Raw genomic sequence first — 16,467 nt, forward strand, 5'->3', positions numbered from 1 at the left:
GAGTCAGGCGCTATTCTCGGCTTCACCCTTCAACCGTTCGATCGCCATCAGCACCCGTTCTGGTGTTGCAGGAGCGTCGAGACGCGGACAGACCTTATGATCGGCCACACTTGCCACCGCGTCCGACAGCGCATGCAGCACAGACATGCCGAGCGGGAAGGGCGGTTCGCCGACCGCCTTGGAACGGTGCACCGTCGGCTCGTTGGCCTCCGGCCAGTCGGCCAGCGTGACGTTGAATATCTTCGGCCGGTCGGACGCGAGCGGGATCTTGTAGGTCGACGGCGCATGCGTGCGCAGCCGGCCCTTGTCGTCCCACCACAGCTCCTCCGTCGTCAGCCAGCCCATGCCCTGGATGAAGCCGCCCTCGATCTGGCCGAGATCGATGGCGCGGTTCAGCGAGCGGCCGGTTTCATGCAATATGTCGGTGCGCTCGACGACATATTCGCCGGTCAGCGTGTCGACCGAGACTTCCGAGCACGAGGCGCCATAGGCGAAATAATAGAACGGATGGCCCTCGCCCTTGTCACGGTTCCAGTGGATTTTCGGCGTCTTGTAAAAACCCGCCGCCGACAGTTGGATGCGGGCCATATAGGCCTGCTTGACAAGGTCGGTGAAGGCGATCTCCTGGTTGCCGATGCGCACCCGGTTGGGCAGGAAAAGCACCTGCTCGCGCGGCACCTGGTATTTTTCGGCGGCGAAGTCGGTCAGCCGTTCCTTGATCTGGCGGGCGCCGTTCTGCGCCGCCATGCCGTTGAGGTCGGTGCCGGACGACGCCGCGGTGGCCGAAGTGTTGGGCACCTTGCCGGTGGTCGTCGCGGTGATCTTGACCTGGTCGAGGTCGATCTGGAACTCTTCCGCCACCACCTGCGCCACCTTGACGTAGAGGCCTTGCCCCATCTCGGTGCCGCCGTGATTCAGATGCACCGAACCGTCGGTATAGACATGCACCAGCGCGCCGGCCTGGTTGTAGTGGGTGGCCGTGAAAGAGATGCCGAATTTGACCGGCGTCAGCGCCAGGCCGCGCTTGATGAAGCGGCTGTTGGCGTTGAAGGCCTGGATGATGCGGCGGCGCCCCGCATAGTCGGCGCTCGCCTCCAGCTCGGCGACGATGCGGTGGATGATGTTGTCCTCGACCGTCTGGTGATACGGGGTGACGTTGCGGCCCCCGTCTTTATCACCACTGGTGCCATAAAAATTCTGCTTGCGGATTTCGAGCGGGTCCTTGCCGACGGCAAAGGCAACCTCGTCGATGACGCGTTCGGCGCCGACCATGCCTTGCGGGCCGCCGAAGCCGCGAAACGCCGTGTTCGACACGGTGTTGGTGTAAAGCGGCGCCGATTGCGCATGCACCGCCGGCCAGAAATAGGTGTTGTCGCAATGGAACAGCGCGCGGTCGGTGACCGGGCCGGACAGGTCCGATGAAAAGCCGCAACGCGCCGCGAACATGAAGTCGACGCCAAGAATGTTGCCGGCGTCGTCGAAACCTACTTCGTAGTCGACGAGGAAGTCATGGCGCTTGCCGGTGGCAATCATGTCGTCGTCACGGTCGGGCCGGATCTTGACCGCGCGATGGTGTTTCTTGGCGGCGATCGCAGCCAATGCCGCAAACTGGTTGCCTTGCGTCTCCTTCCCGCCGAAGCCGCCACCCATGCGGCGGATTTCCACTGTGATGGCGTTGCTCGGCACGCCCAGCGCATGGCTGACCATATGCTGGACTTCGCTCGGATGCTGGGTCGAGGAATAGATGGTGACGTCCTGGTCTTCGCCGGGGATGGCCACGGCGATATGGCCTTCGAGATAGAAATGCTCCTGGCCGCCGATGCGCATCTTGCCCTTCAGCCGGCGCGGCGCCGCCTTGATCGCGGCAGCGGCATCGCCACGCTTCAGCGTGAGCGGCGGCGTGACCAGCTTGTCCTTGCGGGGGTCGAGGTCGCCAATGTCGGTGACGAAAGGCAATGGACTGTATTCGACCTTGGCCAGCCGGGTGGCGCGGCGCGCCTGTTCGCGCGTCTTGGCAATAACGCAGAAGATCGGCTGACCATAAAACTGCACCTTGTCGTCGGCCAGCACCGGCTCGTCGTGGCGGCCGGTCGGCGAGATGTCATTTTCGCCCGGAACGTCCTTGGCCGTCAGCACATCGACGACGCCCGGCGCCGCGCGCACCGCCGACAGATCCATTTTGCTGATCGTCGCATGCGTCGCCGTGGACAGGCCGAGGCAGCCATGCAGCATGCCCGCCGGTTCCGGCATATCGTCGATATAGACCGCGCTGCCGCTGACATGCTTGTGCGCGGAATCGTGGCGCTGGTCGGCGGCGACGCCACCGGAAATCTTCTGCGCCTTGAGATCTGGAGAGGCGTGCTTGTTCATCAGGCCGCCTCGTTGCGCGACACCTGGAACGGCGCCTTGCTGCCGCTGGTTTCGGCAAAAAAGCGCAGCAGCAGGTTCCTGGCCGCCAGCGCCCGGTATTCGGCCGATGCCCGCATATCGGTCAGCGGGGTGAAATCGCCGGCATATTCAGCCATGGCCGCTTCCACCGTCGTCTCCGTCCACGGCTTGCCGAGCAGCGCTTTTTCGACACCGAAAGCCCGCTTCGGGGTGGCCGCCATGCCGCCATAGGCGATGCATATATCGGCCACGGTTCCGTCCTTGGCCAAGTCGAGGAAAAAGGCGCCAAGGGCTGCGGTGATGTCCTCGTCGCGGCGCTTGGTGATCTTGTAGACGGCAAACTTCGTGCCCTTGGCCGGCACGGGAACGTGCACGGCCTCGACGAATTCGCCTGGCTGCCGGTCCTGCTTGCCATAGGCGATGAAGAAATCCTCGAGCGCGATGGTGCGCCGCTTCTTGCCGCGGCGCAGCGTCAGTTGCGCACCAAGCGCGATCAGGGGCGGCGGCGTGTCGCCGATCGGCGAGCCATTGGCGATGTTGCCGCCGATGGTGCCCATGTTTCGTACCTGTTCGCCGCCGATGCGGTCGAACAATGGCCCGAGCGCGGGGATGCGCTTGGCCAGTGTCGCGAAGGCGTCGGTGTAGGTGACGCCGGCGCCGATGGTGATGACGTCATTGTCTTCGGAGATCGCGCACAGCCCCTCGAGATTGCCGATGAAGACTACCGGTGAGATGTCGCGCATGTGCTTGGTGACCCACAGGCCGACGTCGGTCGAGCCGGCGACAACAGTGGCGCCGGGCTCCTTGTCCAGTACAGCGGCGAAATCGTCGACGTCAGCCGGCACAACCAGCCGCTGCTTGCCGGCGCCGATTTCGACGCGGGCACCGTCATGCATAGCCTCGAGCCTGGCGGTGATCGCCTTGCGCTCGGCCGCCAGCGGATCCTTCGCCGCATTGCCGTAGCTGGAGATGGCACGCGCGGCGCGCATGATTGCCTCATAGCCGGTGCAGCGGCAAAGATTGCCTTGCAAGGCCTTTTCGATCGCGGCATTCGACGGGTCCGGCGACTTCATCCACAGGCCGTAGAGCGACATGACGAAGCCCGGCGTGCAGAAGCCGCATTGCGAACCGTGGAAATCGACCATCGCCTGCTGCACCGGATGCAATTGGCCAGGCGCGCCGCGCAGATGCTCGACGGTGACGACATGGGTGCCGTCGAGCGAGCCCAGGAAGCGGATGCAGGCATTGACGCTTTCATAAACCAGCTTGCCGGCGGACAATTTTCCGACCAGCACCGTGCAGGCGCCGCAATCGCCCTCGGCGCAGCCTTCCTTGGTGCCGCGCAGCGAGCGGTCGAGCCGCAACCAGTCGAGCAAGGTCGCGTCGGGCGCCACCGACGACAGCGCGACATCCCTGCCATTGAGGATGAAGCGGATCTCGTTGCGTATGGTGATCTTGGCCATGCGTCAGCTCCCCCTGTAGGTCGAGTAGCCATAAGGAGAGATAAGCAACGGCACGTGATAATGCACGGATTCCGCCATGCCGAAGCGGATCGGCACACTGTCGAGGAAGGCCGGTTCCGGCAGTTTGGTGCCCTGGCCGCGTAGATAGTCACCGGCGGCGAACACCAGTTCGTATTCTCCAAGGCGGAATTCCGCTCCTGCCAGCAGCGGCGCATCGCAGCGGCCGTCGGCATTTGTGACGACGGTCTTCAAATGTATCCGCGCGTCGCTCTCAAGATGATAAAGCGCGATCGACAGGCCCGCCGCCGGCTTGCCGGTCGCGGTGTCGAGCACATGCGTCGTCAGACGTCCGCCATCGGCTTTCGACGTTTCTGCCACTGGCGCCTCCCATTTCCGATACAGCCGAACAAAGCAGTGAATTGTGCGCCAATTAAAGGCGATGCATAAGTCCCGGTCGAGCGGAGTGGCACAAAAACACTTTCAAAAATTTCGGGGGAATGCGCGAGCAACCCTTTCGACTATCCTGATCATAACTTCCGGCAGCGTCCGGCGGGGAGGGGCAATGCGTTACTCTAGAGACATGCGCGGCTACGGAGCCAATCCGCCGGATCCGAAATGGCCGGGCGGTGCGCATGTGGCCGTCCAATTCGTCGTCAACTACGAGGAAGGCGGCGAGAACTGCGTGCTGCACGGCGACAAGGCCTCGGAAGCCTTCCTGTCGGAAATCGTCGGCGCCGCGCCCTGGGTCGGCCAGCGCCACTGGAACATGGAATCGATCTACGAATATGGCGCGCGGGCAGGCTTCTGGCGGCTGCTGCGCCTGTTCAGCGAGGCGCAAGTGCCGGTGACCTGCTACGGGGTCGCCTCAGCATTAGCCCGGTCGCCCGACCAGGTGGCGGCGATGCAGGAGGCCGGCTGGGAAATGGCCTCGCACGGCCTGAAATGGATCGACTACCGCGACCACAGCGCCGAGGACGAGCGCCGCGACCTCGAAGCGGCGATCAAGCTGCACTACGAGGTGACGGGCCAACGGCCGACCGGCTGGTACACCGGCCGCACCTCGGTCAATACGGTGCGGTTGGTGGCCGAAGAGGGCGGCTTCGACTATGTGTCGGACACTTATGACGACGAACTGCCCTACTGGTTCGAGCACAGCGGCGGCGCGCAACTCGTCATCCCCTACACGCTCGATGCCAACGACATGCGTTTCGCCACGCCGCAGGGATTCAATTCCGGCGACCAGTTCTTCTCCTATTTGAAGGACAGTTTCGACACGCTCTATGCCGAGGGCAAAGCGGGCCGGCCGCGGATGATGAATATCGGCCTGCATTGCCGCCTCGTCGGACGTCCTGGTCGGGTGGCGGCGCTGAAGCGCTTCGTCGACTATGTCAGATCGCACGACAAGGTCTGGCTGGCGCGGCGCATCGATATCGCCAGGCACTGGCAGGAGAACCACCCCTACCAGCCGGCGGCGCTCAAGCCGTCGAAGATGGAGTTCGAAACCTTCGTAGACACTTTCGGCGGCGTGTTCGAACATTCGCCCTGGATCGCGGAACGTGCCTATGAACTCGAGCTTGGGCCGGCGCATGACAGCGCCGGCGGCCTGCACAATGCGCTCTGCCGCGTCTTCCGCGCCGCCAGCGAAACCGAGCGGATCGGCGTCCTCAACGCCCATCCCGATCTCGCTGGCAAACTGGCCGAAGCGAGACGCCTCACTGCGGAATCCACACGCGAGCAGGCCTCCGCCGGCCTCGACGCGCTGACCGACAAGGAGCGCGAGCTGTTTTCCAAGCTCAACGCCGCTTACGTCACCACCTTCGGCTTTCCCTTCATCATCGCGGTGCGGGGCAAGACCAAGGAGGAGATCCTCGCCGAGTTCGAGGCGCGCATCGGCAACAGCCGTGGCGTAGAACTCGATACCGCCTGCAAACAGGTCGAGCGCATCGCGCTGCTCCGCCTGAAAGACATGCTCCCGCTCTAATGAAATGACTGAGGGGTCAGGACCCAATGGATATGATCAAGACTGACCAGAAAACCTATTATGCACCGCATGGCGGCCATCCCGGCCAAACTGAGCTTTTGACCGGCCGCGCCGTCTTCACCGAGGCCTATGCCGTCATACCGAAGGGAGTGATGCAGGACATCGTCACCAGCCCACTGCCGTTCTGGGACGAGACCAGGGCCTGGATCATCGCCAGGCCGCTTTCGGGTTTCGCCGAGACATTTTCGCAGTACATCGTCGAGGTCCTGCCCGGCGGCGGCAGCGACCGGCCCGAGCCGGACGCCGGCGCCGAGGGCGTGCTGTTCGTGGTTGAGGGCGAGTTGACCGTTTCGCTGGCCGGCAAGAAGCACGTGCTGCAAGCCGGCGGTTTTGCCTTCCTGCCGCCGGACAGCGGCTGGACGGTGCGCAACGAAGGTCGCGACGCCGTACGCTTCCACTGGATCAGGAAGGCCTATGAGGCCGTCGACGGCATCGACGCGCCGGAAGTCTTGTTCAGCAGTGACCAGCAAATGGCGCCGACGCCGATGCCCGGCACCGAGGGTCGCTGGGCGACGACCCGTTTCGTCGATCCAGCCGACATGCGCCACGACATGCATGTCACCATCGTTACGCTCGAGCCTGGCGCCGTCATCCCATTTGCCGAGACGCATGTCATGGAGCACGGGCTCTATGTCTTGGAAGGCAAGGCGGTCTACCGCCTCAACCAGGACTGGGTCGAGGTCGAGGCCGGCGACTTCATGTGGCTGCGCGCCTTCTGCCCGCAGGCCTGCTACGCGGGCGGCCCAGGCAAATTCCGCTATCTCCTTTACAAGGACGTCAACCGGCACGCCAAGCTCGGCGGGGCGGGCATTGGCGGTCGCGCGCGGTGACCCGCATCACAGCGCGGCCGCTGACCCGCGAAAGCTTTGCCGGCTTCGGCGATGTCATCGACATGGGCGGCGGCAATCACTACCCGATCAATGGCGGCAAGACCGAGCGCTACCACGATCTCGCCACCGCTGAAGCCGCGGGACCGAATGCCCGCGTGCTGATCTCGATGGCGCGCGGCACGCCTTACGACCTGCCGCTGAAGCTGACCATGGTCGAGCGCCATCCCTTAGGCAGCCAGGCGTTCATCCCGCTGTCACCGCGGCCTTTCCTGGTCGTCGTCTGCCATGACGGCAAGGACGGTCCGGGCGAGCCGCACGCCTTCATCACCGCACCCGGGCAAGGCGTCAACTATCCGCGCAATCTCTGGCACGGTGTGCTGACGCCGCTCGGCGAAGCGCAGGATTTCGTCATCGTCGACCGCGGAGGTGACGGCTCCAACCTCGAAGAGTTCCATTTCTCGCCCCCCTACGAAGTCCATCTCCCCAACGAGACCTGAGAAATGACCGACATATCGCTGATCGACCGCCTGCTCGATGTCATCGAGCACGACATCGTGCCGAAAACGGCAGAGGGCGTGGCCCATGGGAACAAGCTGTTCGGCGCCGCCATCCTGCGGAAGGGCGACCGCTCGCTGGTGCTGGCCGAAACCAACAACGAGATGGAAAATCCGCTCTGGCATGGCGAGGTGCACTGCCTGAAGCGTTTCTATGAAATGCCGAAAGCCGAGCGCGTCGACACCAAGGACGCCATCTTCATCGCCACGCATGAGCCCTGCTCGCTCTGCCTGTCGGCGATCACCTGGACCGGCTTCGACAATTTCTACTACCTCTTCAGCCACGAGGATTCACGCGACAGCTTTGCGATCCCGCACGATCTGAAAATCCTGAAAGAGGTCTTCACTCTCGATCCCGGCGGCTACAATGCCGAAAACGCTTATTGGAAGAGTTTTTCCATTCGCAGGCTGGTGCGGGCGTTGCCCGAGGCCGAGCGCGACCGGCTGGAGGCAAGGATCGGCAATATTTCCGCCCGCTACGACGCGATTTCCGGCGTCTATCAGGACAGCAAGGCCGAAAACGAGATTCCGCTGAACTGAGGTCGTGAAGCAGGCTGCGGCCAGGTCGCATTTTTCACTGCTCCAGTCGCGAATGGCGATTGAAAGTCTTGGCATAGCGGGGCGTTATGAGCCCCGCATGAAAACCATCACCGAATTTCCCCGCAAGGTCGTCGAATTCCCCGATATGGGCATCGTCATGCCGGATGGTTGCCGGCTGTCGGCGCGGGTTTGGATGCCGGAGGACGCCAGCAGCGATCCGGTGCCGGCGATCCTCGAGCACCTGCCCTACCGCAAGCGCGACGGCACCATCTTTCGCGATCAGCTGACGCATCCCTATTTCGCCGGCCACGGCTACGCCTCGATCCGCGTCGACATGCGCGGCAATGGCGATTCCGAAGGGCTGATGGACGACGAATATTCCGAACAGGAATTGCAGGACGCCTGTGATGTGATTGCCTGGGCGGCAGCACAGCCCTGGTGCAATGGCAGCGTCGGCATGATGGGCATTTCCTGGGGCGGCTTCAACTGCCTGCAGGTAGCGGCCAAGCAGCCGCCAGCGCTGAAGGCGGTGATCAGCCTGTGCTCGACCGTCGACCGCTACGCCGACGACATCCACTACAAGGGCGGCTGCCTTTTGACGGAAAATTTCGGCTGGGCCTCGGCCATGTTGTCCTATTCGTCGCGACCGCCGGATCCGCTGATTGCGGGCGACAATCGCTGGCGCGACCTCTGGCTGACGCGGCTGGAGAACCAGTCTTTCCTTCTGCCGCTCTGGCTCAGCCATCAGCATCGCGACGCCTATTGGAAACGCGGTTCGATTTGCGAGGATTTCTCCGCCGTCAAAGCCGCCGTGCTGTCGATCGGCGGCTGGCATGACGGCTACCGCAACACGATCTCGCATCTGGTCACCAACATCCAGGCGCCGGTGAAGGGCATTGTCGGGCCATGGATCCACAAATACCCGCATTATGCCGAACCCAAACCCGCCATCGGCTTCCTGCAGGAGGCGTTGCGCTGGTGGGACAACTGGTTGAAGGGCGTCGACACCGGCGTCGAGGCCGACCCGGACTACCGCGCCTATGTCATGGACAGTGTGCGGCCGGCGCGCTGGCACCCGGAGCGGCCGGGCCGTTGGGTGGCCGAACAGGAATGGCCGTCTCCCAACATCAAGGTCGGGGCGATCGAAATCATTGCTGACGGCGTCAGGCCGGCGATCGTGGCGACCCCGCAAAGCTGCGGGCTCGCCGGCGGCGAATATTTTCCCTTCACCTTTGGCCCGGAACTGCCCGGCGACCAGCGCCCGGACGATGCGCTGTCCGTCTGCTTCGATCAGCCTGTGCTTGCCGAGGCACTCGACATCGTCGGCGCGCCGGAGCTTCTCATCCGGGTGTCGTCCGATCGCCCGCAGGCGAACATCGCGGTGCGGCTGTGCGACGTGCACCCCGACGGCGCCTCGGAACTGATCTCCTACGGCGTGCTCAACCTGACGCATCGTGCTTCGCACGAACAGCCGCAAGCGCTGGTGCCGGGCGAAACGGTTTCGGCGCGCGTTATTCTCGACCAGTGCGCCTACCGCGTGCCGGCCGGACACCGCCTACGCATCGCTGTTTCCAACGCTTACTGGCCGATGATCTGGCCGTCGCCGGAGCCGGTGCGGCTCGACCTTTCAGCGGCGACGCTGAGACTGCCGCTGCGCCCGCTCGCAAAAAGCGACGAGACTTCATTCCAGTCTCCCGAAGGCGCAACACCCTGGGCAACCGCGACAGTTCGTGCAGCGAATTCCGAGCGTCACGTCGATCGCGATGAGAAGACCGGTGTCGTCACGCTCTCGATCACGGATGATTTCGGCGAAGTGCGCGATCTCGCGCATGGACTGGCCAATGGCAGCATTGCCCGCGAGAGCTGGACGATCCATCCCTACGACCCGCTGTCTGCCTCGGGCCGGACGCACTGGACGCAGACCTTGTCGCGAAACGGATGGTCGGTGCGCACCGAGACATCGGCTGAAATGCGCAGCGACGCGCAAAACTTCGTCGTCAGCGCCAGAATCGAAGCCTATGAGGGCGAAACGCTGGTTTTCGAACGCGATTTCGAAGAGACGATCCCGCGCGACCTGCTCTGAGCGTCCACGCGACTGGTCCAGTTGCGACGCACGATTTACGCCACGGCATGTCGCATTCCGTCTTGCTTACCGCTTTGCCTTCCGGTCAATATCCCTTTGGTAACAACAAGCAAAAAACGACCATAAGGTCGAACCAACAGAGTGAGGAACTCAAATGTCCAACGAACTCGAATATCTGAGCCGGCGCGTTGCGTCCGGCAAGCTGAGCCGTCGTGATTTCCTCGGCCGCGCCGCAGCACTGGGCGTCACAGCGCCCTTCGCCAATATGCTGCTTTCCAGTGCGGCTCGCGCGGAAGGCCCGGTCAAGGGCGGCACGCTGAAGGCCGGCCTCGTAGGCGGCGAATCCACGAACAGCCTGGACCCGGCTTTGTTCATGACGCAAGTGCCGTTCGCCTTTGGCAAGATGTGGGGCGAGCTGATCGTCGAGCTGTCCCCGGAAGGCAAACTCGAGAACCGCATCGCCGAAGAGATCGGCTCGTCGGACGACGCCAAGGTGTGGACGCTGAAAATCCGCGACGGCGTCGAATTCCACAACGGCAAGACGGTGACCGCTGAGGATGTGGCGGCAACCCTCGAGCGCCATTCCGATGAAAAATCGAAGTCCGGCGCGCTGGGCTACATGAAAGGCATCGACAGCATCAAGGCCAGTGGCAAGGAAGTCGTCCTGACGCTGAAGGAGGCCAACGCCGACCTTCCCTATCTCCTCAGCGACTACCACCTCATCGTCCAGCCCAACGGCGGCAAGGACAAGGCGGATGCCGGCATCTCGGCAGGACCCTACAAGGTCACCACCAACGAGCCCGGCGTGCGCCATGGCGGCGAGCGCTTCGCAAATTACTGGCAGGCCGACAAGATGGGCCATGCCGACCAGATCGAGATCATCGTTATCAACGACGCGACCGCGCGCACGGCGGCCCTGCAGGGCGGTCAGGTCAACATGATCAACCGCGTCGAGCCGAAGATCGTCGACCTCATCAAGCGCGTACCGGGCGTCACCATCCGCAACCATGCCGGCCCCGGCCACTACGTCTTCATCATGCATTGCAACACCGCGCCCTTCGACAACAGCGACCTGCGCATGGCGCTGAAGCTCGCGATCGACCGCGAAGAGATGCTGAACAAGGTGCTGCGCGGCTACGGCTCGCTCGGCAACGACTTCCCGATCAATTCGTCCTATCCGCTGTTTTCCGAGATCGAGCAGCGCAAATATGATCCCGACAAGGCCAAGTTCCACTACAAGAAGTCGGGCCATGACGGCACCGTGCTGCTGCGCACCTCCGACGTCGCCTTCCCGGGCGCGGTCGACGCCTCGCAGCTCTTCCAGCAGAGCGCGGCCAAGGCCGGCATCAAGATCGAGCTCAAGCGCGAGCCCGGCGACGGCTACTGGAACGAGGTCTGGAACAAGCAGCCCTTCTGCGCCTCCTATTGGGGCGGCCGCTCGACCCAGGACCAGATGTACTCGACCGCCTATCTGTCGACCGCCGACTGGAACGACACCCGTTTCAAGCGTCCGGACTTCGACAAGCTGGTGCTGGCCGCACGCGCCGAACTCGACGAGACCAAGCGCAAGCAGATGTACCACGACATGGCCGTGCTGGTGCGCGACGAGGGCGGCCTGATCCTGCCGATGTTCAATCAGTTCATCGATGCGACAGGCGCCAAGGTCGGCGGCTGGGTAGACGATCCGCATCAGGAGCTGATGAACGGCTACGCGCTGGCGAAGTGCTGGCTCGAAGCCTGAGCCCGGCTTTGCGGATATGTCCTCACCCGTCGTGAAACTTGTGGCCCAGCGCGTTGCGCTGGGCATCGTCCTCTTGCTGGCCGTTTCGGTCCTGATCTTCGCCGGCACCCAGATCCTGCCCGGCGACGTCGCGCAAGCCATTCTCGGACAGTCGGCGACGCCGGAATCGCTCGCCAATCTGCGCGAGCAGCTCGGCCTGAATCAGCCGGCTTACATCAGGTATTTCCATTGGCTAGGCGGTGTGCTCACCGGCGATCTTGGCACGGCGATGTCGAGCGGCCAGGATATTGCCACGTCGATCAAGGGGCGGCTGTGGAACACGCTGTTCCTCGCCTTCTGGGCTGCGATCGTGGCCGTGCCGCTGGCCATCATCCTCGGCCTGATCGCCGTGCGTTACCGCAATGGCTGGGTCGACAAGCTGATCTCCGGCCTGGCGCTCGCCTCGACATCTTTCCCGGAATTCTTCATCGGCTATGTGCTCGTCTATTTCTTTGCCGTGAAGTATCAATGGTTCCCGGCCATTTCCACGGTCTATGACGGCATGCCGTTCGGTGAGCGCATGCAGGCGATCGCGCTGCCGGCCACCGCGCTGACGCTGGTTGTGCTGGCGCATATGATGCGCATGACCCGCGCGGCCATCCTCAACGTCATGCAGTCGGCCTATGTCGAGACGGCGGAACTGAAAGGCCTGTCGGCCTTCAACGTCATCCGCAAGCATGCTTTCCCCAATGCCATAGCGCCGATCATCAACGTGGTCATGCTCAACCTCGCCTACCTCATCGTCGGCGTCGTCGTGGTCGAGGTGATCTTCGTCTATCCCGGCATGGGACAATATCTGGTCGACCACGTCACCAAGCGCGACGTGCCGGTGGTGCAGGCGGTCGGCCTGGTCTTCGCCGCCGTCTATATCAGCCTCAACATCATTGCGGACATCGGGGCGATTGTCGCCAATCCGCGCCTCAGACATCCGAAATAGGCGGCGGGCATGCTCGACATCAAACGCATCCCCATCCCCGCGCTGATCGGCATCGTGCTGACGGCTGTGTTCGTGCTGGCGGCAGTTTTCGCACCGTTGATCGCACCGTACGGCAATGCCGAAATCGTCGGCGATGTCTGGGAACCGATGACGGCGGCACATTTGCTGGGCACCGACAATCTCGGTCGCGATCTTCTGTCGCGCATGATCTACGGCGCTCGCATCACGCTGTTCATTGCGGTGCTGGCCACCGCGCTGTCATTCTCGCTCGGCGCCATCCTCGGCTTTTCGGCGGCGGTGTTCGGCGGCTGGTTCGACACGCTGCTGTCGCGCCTTGTCGATCTGCTGATGTCGATCCCGACCTTGATCATGGCGCTCGTCGTGCTTTCGGTGCTGCCGACCAACCTGGTGACGCTGATCCTGGTGATGGGCGTCCTCGACTCGACCCGCGTCTACCGGCTGTCGCGCGCGGTGGCCGTCGACATCAACGTCATGGATTATGTCGAGGCCGCCAAGCTGCGGGGCGAAGGCAGCGGCTGGATCATCTTCCGCGAGATCCTGCCCAACGCGCTTTCGCCGCTGGTCTCGGAACTTGGCCTGCGCTTCATCTACGCGGTGCTGTTCTTGTCGACGCTGTCCTTTCTCGGGCTTGGCGTGCAACCGCCGGATGCCGATTGGGGCGGCATGGTCAAGGAGAACAAGGACGGCATCGTCTTCGGTATCGGGGCGGCACTCATTCCCGCCGCGGCGATCGCGGCACTGGCGATTTCGGTCAATCTGGTCGCCGACTGGGTGCTCAACCGCACGACAAGCCTGAAGGGAGGACGCGGGTGATGGCTGACACAAAAGCAAAGCCCGGCCTGCTGCTCGATATCCGCAATCTGCGCATCGAAGCGACAGTGTTTCCGCCCGGCGAGGCGCCGAAGAACATCGTTTTGGTCCACGATGTCTCGCTGACGCTGGAAAAGGGCAAGGTGCTCGGCCTGATCGGCGAGTCCGGCGCCGGCAAGTCGACCATCGGCCTGTCGTCGATGGGCTATGGCCGTGGCGGCGTGCGCATCACCGGCGGAGAGGTGCTGCTCAACGGCCGCGATATTCTCAAGGGCGGCAAGGAAGGTTTCCGCAAATTGCGCGGCCGCGAGGTCTGCTATGTCGCGCAGTCGGCGGCCGCCGCCTTCAACCCGGCGCACAAGCTGATGGACCAGGTGGTGGAAGCAACGCTGCTGCACGGCACGGCGACACGCGCCGAGGCCGAGAAACGTGCCGTGGCGTTGTTCAAGAAGCTCAGCCTGCCGAACCCCGAAATCATCGGCGAACGCTTCCCGCACCAGGTCTCAGGCGGCCAGTTGCAGCGCGTGATGACGGCTATGGCGCTGTGTTCGGAACCTGACCTGATCGTCTTCGACGAGCCGACCACGGCGCTCGACGTGACGACGCAGATCGACGTGCTGGCGGCGATCAAGGACGCCATCCGCGACACCCATGTCGCTGCGCTCTACATTACCCACGATCTTGCCGTCGTCGCCCAGGTCTCGGACGAGATCATGGTGCTGCGCCATGGCAGGCTGGTCGAATGGGGCGGCACTCGCCAGATCATCAAGGAGCCGCGCCAGGAATACACCAATGCGCTGGTCTCGGTGCATGAGATCGAGCATGCCGAGCAGAAGCCCGGCGCCGCGCCGTTCCTGTCGGTCAAGAACGTCACCGCCGCTTACGGCGGCAGCCACGTCAAGGTGCTGAAGAACGTCTCGGTCGACATCTATCCGGGACAGACGCTGGCGGTCGTCGGTGAATCCGGCTCTGGCAAGTCGACGCTGGCGCGCGCTATCACCGGGCTGTTGCCGCCCGGGGAAGGCACCGTCACCTTCGATGGCAGGCCGCTCGCCAACCGGCTTGCCGACCGGCCGAAGGAGGATCTGCGCCAGTTGCAGATGATCTATCAGATGGCCGACGTGGCGATGAACCCGCGCCAGACCGTCGGCACCATCATCGGCCGGCCGCTGGAATTCTACTTCGGCATACGCGGCCGCGAGCGCGACAAGCGCGTCGCCGAACTGCTCGACGAGATCGAGATGGGCAAGGGCTTTCTCGATCGTTATCCGGCCGAACTCTCCGGAGGCCAGAAACAGCGCGTCTGTATCGCCCGCTCGCTCGCCGCCAAGCCCAAGCTGATCATCTGCGACGAGGTGACATCGGCGCTCGACCCGCTGGTGGCCAACGGCATTCTCAAGCTGCTGCTCAACCTGCAGCAGCACGAGAAGGTCGCCTACCTCTTCATCACCCACGATCTGGCGACGGTGAAGTCGATCGCCGATTCGATCGCGGTGATGTACCGCGGCGAGGTGGTGCGCTACGGCGCCAAGAGCAAGGTGCTGACGCCGCCCTTCGACGCCTATACCGACCTGCTGCTGTCGTCCGTTCCCGAGATGGAGATCGGCTGGCTGGAAAAGGCGATCAAGGGACGGCGCATGGCGAGCGCGGGGAATTAGTAGGGAATTCGCGGCCTTTGTCGCGAAAACTTCTTTCAACGGCAAAAGCTTTCCGGAGCCGCCCATGGCGCTCAAGACCAAACTGCTGCTCATCATTCTCGATGGCGTGCCCTACCGGAACTGGCGCCGGCTGATGGGCAATCTCGAAGGCTGGGTGCAATCGGGCGAGGCGCAGGTGTGGAAGATGCGCTCGGTGCTGCCGTCTACTTCGGCCTGCTGCTATGCTTCGATTCACACCGGGGTTTCGCCTCAGGAGCACGGCATCCTGTCCAACGAAAACCGGTTTCTCGTCAACAAGCCGGATATTTTCTCCGAAGTCAGCAAGGCCGGCGGCAAGACCGGCGCGGTGACGCACTCCTACTGGTCCGAATTCTTCCGCTCCTATCCGTTCGACCTGATCGAGGACATGGAGTTCGACGAGCCCAACGGACCCATCACGCATGGTCGCTTCCACACCATGACCGGCTATAATGCCCGTAACCAGATGACGCCGAGCGATGTCGACCTGTTTGCGACACTGACCCAGCTGACCCGGCGCCACGCCATCGACTACGGGATCCTGCACACCTGCACGCTGGATTCGATGGGCCATCGCTTCGGCCATGACTGCCACGAAATGGACCATGCCTGCTATGCGATGGACGGCATGCTGGCAGCCTTCCTGCCGGGCTGGCGGCAAGCCGGTTACGAGGTGATCGTAACCGCCGACCACGGCCAGACAGACCGCGGCCACCATGGCGGCCGTGACGATGAAATGCAGGATTTCGCGCTGTATTATTTCGGAGCCGGCAAAGGGCCGGATCCGGACACGCTGCTTGATCAGCTGCAACTGGCGCCGACGGTGCTGAAGCGGCTGGGTGTGCCGGTGCCGGAGACCATGAAGGCTAAGCCGTTTTTGGGGTGACGGAGGTCGTCGCTGAGCCGCCGTTCGCTACCCCCTCTCCCCGTCACTATACGGGGAGAGGGTAAGGGTGTCCGAACCGGATAGATAGGTAACAGAATGGACCGATAGCATGGGTGACAGTTTTCTTGTCCGCCGGAGGACCGNTGGCGATTGGCGAAACGGCGATGACCGCGCCCCTCTCCCCGTCACTATACGGGGAGAGGATGCCGGTGTCCGAACCGGATAGATAGGTAACAGAATGGACCGATAGCATGGGTGACAGTTTTCTTGTCCGCCGGAGGACCGGCGATGGTTTGGCGAGAGACTGGCATCATGGACGAGCGGCTACGGTTTGTTGTGGAGTGTCTTTCTGGGGATGAGACGATGGTTGCGCTTTGTGCGGCCCTACGGGATCTCACGCAAGAACGGCTACAAATGGCTAGGACGCTATCGGACGTTTGGGCCTGAGGGTTTGCACG

The 16,467-nt window shown here is 63.2% G+C and carries 13 protein-coding genes and 1 pseudogene; 11 read left to right on the plus strand and 3 right to left on the minus strand.

What is annotated here, in order from left to right; all coding sequences use genetic code 11:
* Positions 1-3: 3 nt before the first annotated feature.
* From xdhB to uraH, 3 genes are read right to left on the minus strand one after another with little or no spacing between them, the layout of a single operon-like run.
* Complete coding sequence (xdhB, locus tag X727_RS142430; RefSeq protein ID WP_023834811.1) at positions 4-2,370, minus strand: xanthine dehydrogenase molybdopterin binding subunit; 2,367 nt, start codon at positions 2,368-2,370, stop codon at positions 4-6.
* Positions 2,370-3,851, minus strand: a complete 1,482-nt coding sequence (gene xdhA / locus X727_RS142425; protein WP_023834812.1) for a xanthine dehydrogenase small subunit — start codon at positions 3,849-3,851, stop codon at positions 2,370-2,372. Before xdhA ends, xdhB begins: the two co-directional genes overlap by 1 nt.
* Positions 3,852-3,854: 3 nt before the next feature.
* Positions 3,855-4,229 (minus strand): hydroxyisourate hydrolase, encoded by a 375-nt coding sequence (gene uraH / locus X727_RS142420; protein WP_023694734.1) that lies wholly within the window; start codon positions 4,227-4,229, stop codon positions 3,855-3,857.
* 184 nt (positions 4,230-4,413) lie between these two features.
* Here uraH and puuE point away from each other — a divergent pair, with 184 nt between their 5' ends.
* From puuE to X727_RS1000000169835, 11 genes and pseudogenes are all read left to right on the plus strand, one after another.
* Positions 4,414-5,832 (plus strand): allantoinase PuuE, encoded by a 1,419-nt coding sequence (puuE, locus tag X727_RS142415; protein WP_023834813.1) that lies wholly within the window; start codon positions 4,414-4,416, stop codon positions 5,830-5,832.
* 26 nt (positions 5,833-5,858) lie between these two features.
* Complete coding sequence (locus tag X727_RS142410; RefSeq protein ID WP_023714578.1) at positions 5,859-6,722, plus strand: bifunctional allantoicase/(S)-ureidoglycine aminohydrolase; 864 nt, start codon at positions 5,859-5,861, stop codon at positions 6,720-6,722.
* On the plus strand, positions 6,719-7,219 hold the full coding sequence (locus tag X727_RS142405) for an ureidoglycolate lyase (RefSeq protein ID WP_023834814.1): 501 nt from the start codon (positions 6,719-6,721) through the stop codon (positions 7,217-7,219). The genes X727_RS142410 and X727_RS142405 overlap by 4 nt, the downstream gene beginning before the upstream one ends.
* A 3-nt stretch (positions 7,220-7,222) precedes the next feature.
* The gene (locus X727_RS142400; protein ID WP_023834815.1) at positions 7,223-7,816 is read left to right on the plus strand and encodes a nucleoside deaminase; all 594 of its coding nucleotides are present in this window, start codon (positions 7,223-7,225) and stop codon (positions 7,814-7,816) included.
* 97 nt (positions 7,817-7,913) lie between these two features.
* Positions 7,914-9,899: a CocE/NonD family hydrolase gene (locus X727_RS142395; RefSeq protein WP_023834816.1), complete on the plus strand. Its 1,986-nt coding sequence runs from the start codon at positions 7,914-7,916 to the stop codon at positions 9,897-9,899.
* Between the two features lie 154 nt (positions 9,900-10,053).
* Positions 10,054-11,640 (plus strand): ABC transporter substrate-binding protein, encoded by a 1,587-nt coding sequence (locus X727_RS142390; protein WP_023671387.1) that lies wholly within the window; start codon positions 10,054-10,056, stop codon positions 11,638-11,640.
* Between the two features lie 16 nt (positions 11,641-11,656).
* The gene (locus X727_RS142385) at positions 11,657-12,616 is read left to right on the plus strand and encodes an ABC transporter permease (RefSeq protein WP_023671388.1); all 960 of its coding nucleotides are present in this window, start codon (positions 11,657-11,659) and stop codon (positions 12,614-12,616) included.
* A gap of 9 nt (positions 12,617-12,625) precedes the next feature.
* A complete protein-coding gene (locus X727_RS142380) occupies positions 12,626-13,450 on the plus strand; it encodes an ABC transporter permease (protein ID WP_023746352.1) in 825 nt (274 codons plus the stop codon).
* Entirely contained in the window at positions 13,450-15,105 is a 1,656-nt protein-coding gene (locus X727_RS142375) for an ABC transporter ATP-binding protein (protein WP_023683485.1), read from the plus strand. Before X727_RS142380 ends, X727_RS142375 begins: the two co-directional genes overlap by 1 nt.
* A 64-nt stretch (positions 15,106-15,169) precedes the next feature.
* Positions 15,170-16,009: an alkaline phosphatase family protein gene (locus X727_RS142370; protein ID WP_023746353.1), complete on the plus strand. Its 840-nt coding sequence runs from the start codon at positions 15,170-15,172 to the stop codon at positions 16,007-16,009.
* A 288-nt stretch (positions 16,010-16,297) separates the two neighbouring features.
* A pseudogene (locus X727_RS1000000169835) lies at positions 16,298-16,467 on the plus strand (helix-turn-helix domain-containing protein); the annotation flags it as partial.

The sequence above is a fragment of the Mesorhizobium sp. L103C105A0 genome (assembly GCF_000502215.1).
Classification (GTDB): domain Bacteria; phylum Pseudomonadota; class Alphaproteobacteria; order Rhizobiales; family Rhizobiaceae; genus Mesorhizobium.

Bases quoted from the DNA above. Each gene is read 5' to 3' on its own strand.
- X727_RS142395 (WP_023834816.1), top strand. From the start codon at position 7,914: ATGAAAACCATCACCGAATTTCCCCGCAAGGTCGTCGAATTCCCCGAT.
- X727_RS142385 (WP_023671388.1), top strand. From the start codon at position 11,657: ATGTCCTCACCCGTCGTGAAACTTGTGGCCCAGCGCGTTGCGCTGGGC.
- xdhB (WP_023834811.1), bottom strand. From the start codon at position 2,370: ATGAACAAGCACGCCTCTCCAGATCTCAAGGCGCAGAAGATTTCCGGT.
- X727_RS142390 (WP_023671387.1), top strand. From the start codon at position 10,054: ATGTCCAACGAACTCGAATATCTGAGCCGGCGCGTTGCGTCCGGCAAG.
- X727_RS142400 (WP_023834815.1), top strand. From the start codon at position 7,223: ATGACCGACATATCGCTGATCGACCGCCTGCTCGATGTCATCGAGCAC.
- X727_RS142410 (WP_023714578.1), top strand. From the start codon at position 5,859: ATGGATATGATCAAGACTGACCAGAAAACCTATTATGCACCGCATGGC.
- xdhA (WP_023834812.1), bottom strand. From the start codon at position 3,851: ATGGCCAAGATCACCATACGCAACGAGATCCGCTTCATCCTCAATGGC.
- X727_RS142380 (WP_023746352.1), top strand. From the start codon at position 12,626: ATGCTCGACATCAAACGCATCCCCATCCCCGCGCTGATCGGCATCGTG.
- puuE (WP_023834813.1), top strand. From the start codon at position 4,414: ATGCGTTACTCTAGAGACATGCGCGGCTACGGAGCCAATCCGCCGGAT.
- X727_RS142370 (WP_023746353.1), top strand. From the start codon at position 15,170: ATGGCGCTCAAGACCAAACTGCTGCTCATCATTCTCGATGGCGTGCCC.
- X727_RS142375 (WP_023683485.1), top strand. From the start codon at position 13,450: ATGGCTGACACAAAAGCAAAGCCCGGCCTGCTGCTCGATATCCGCAAT.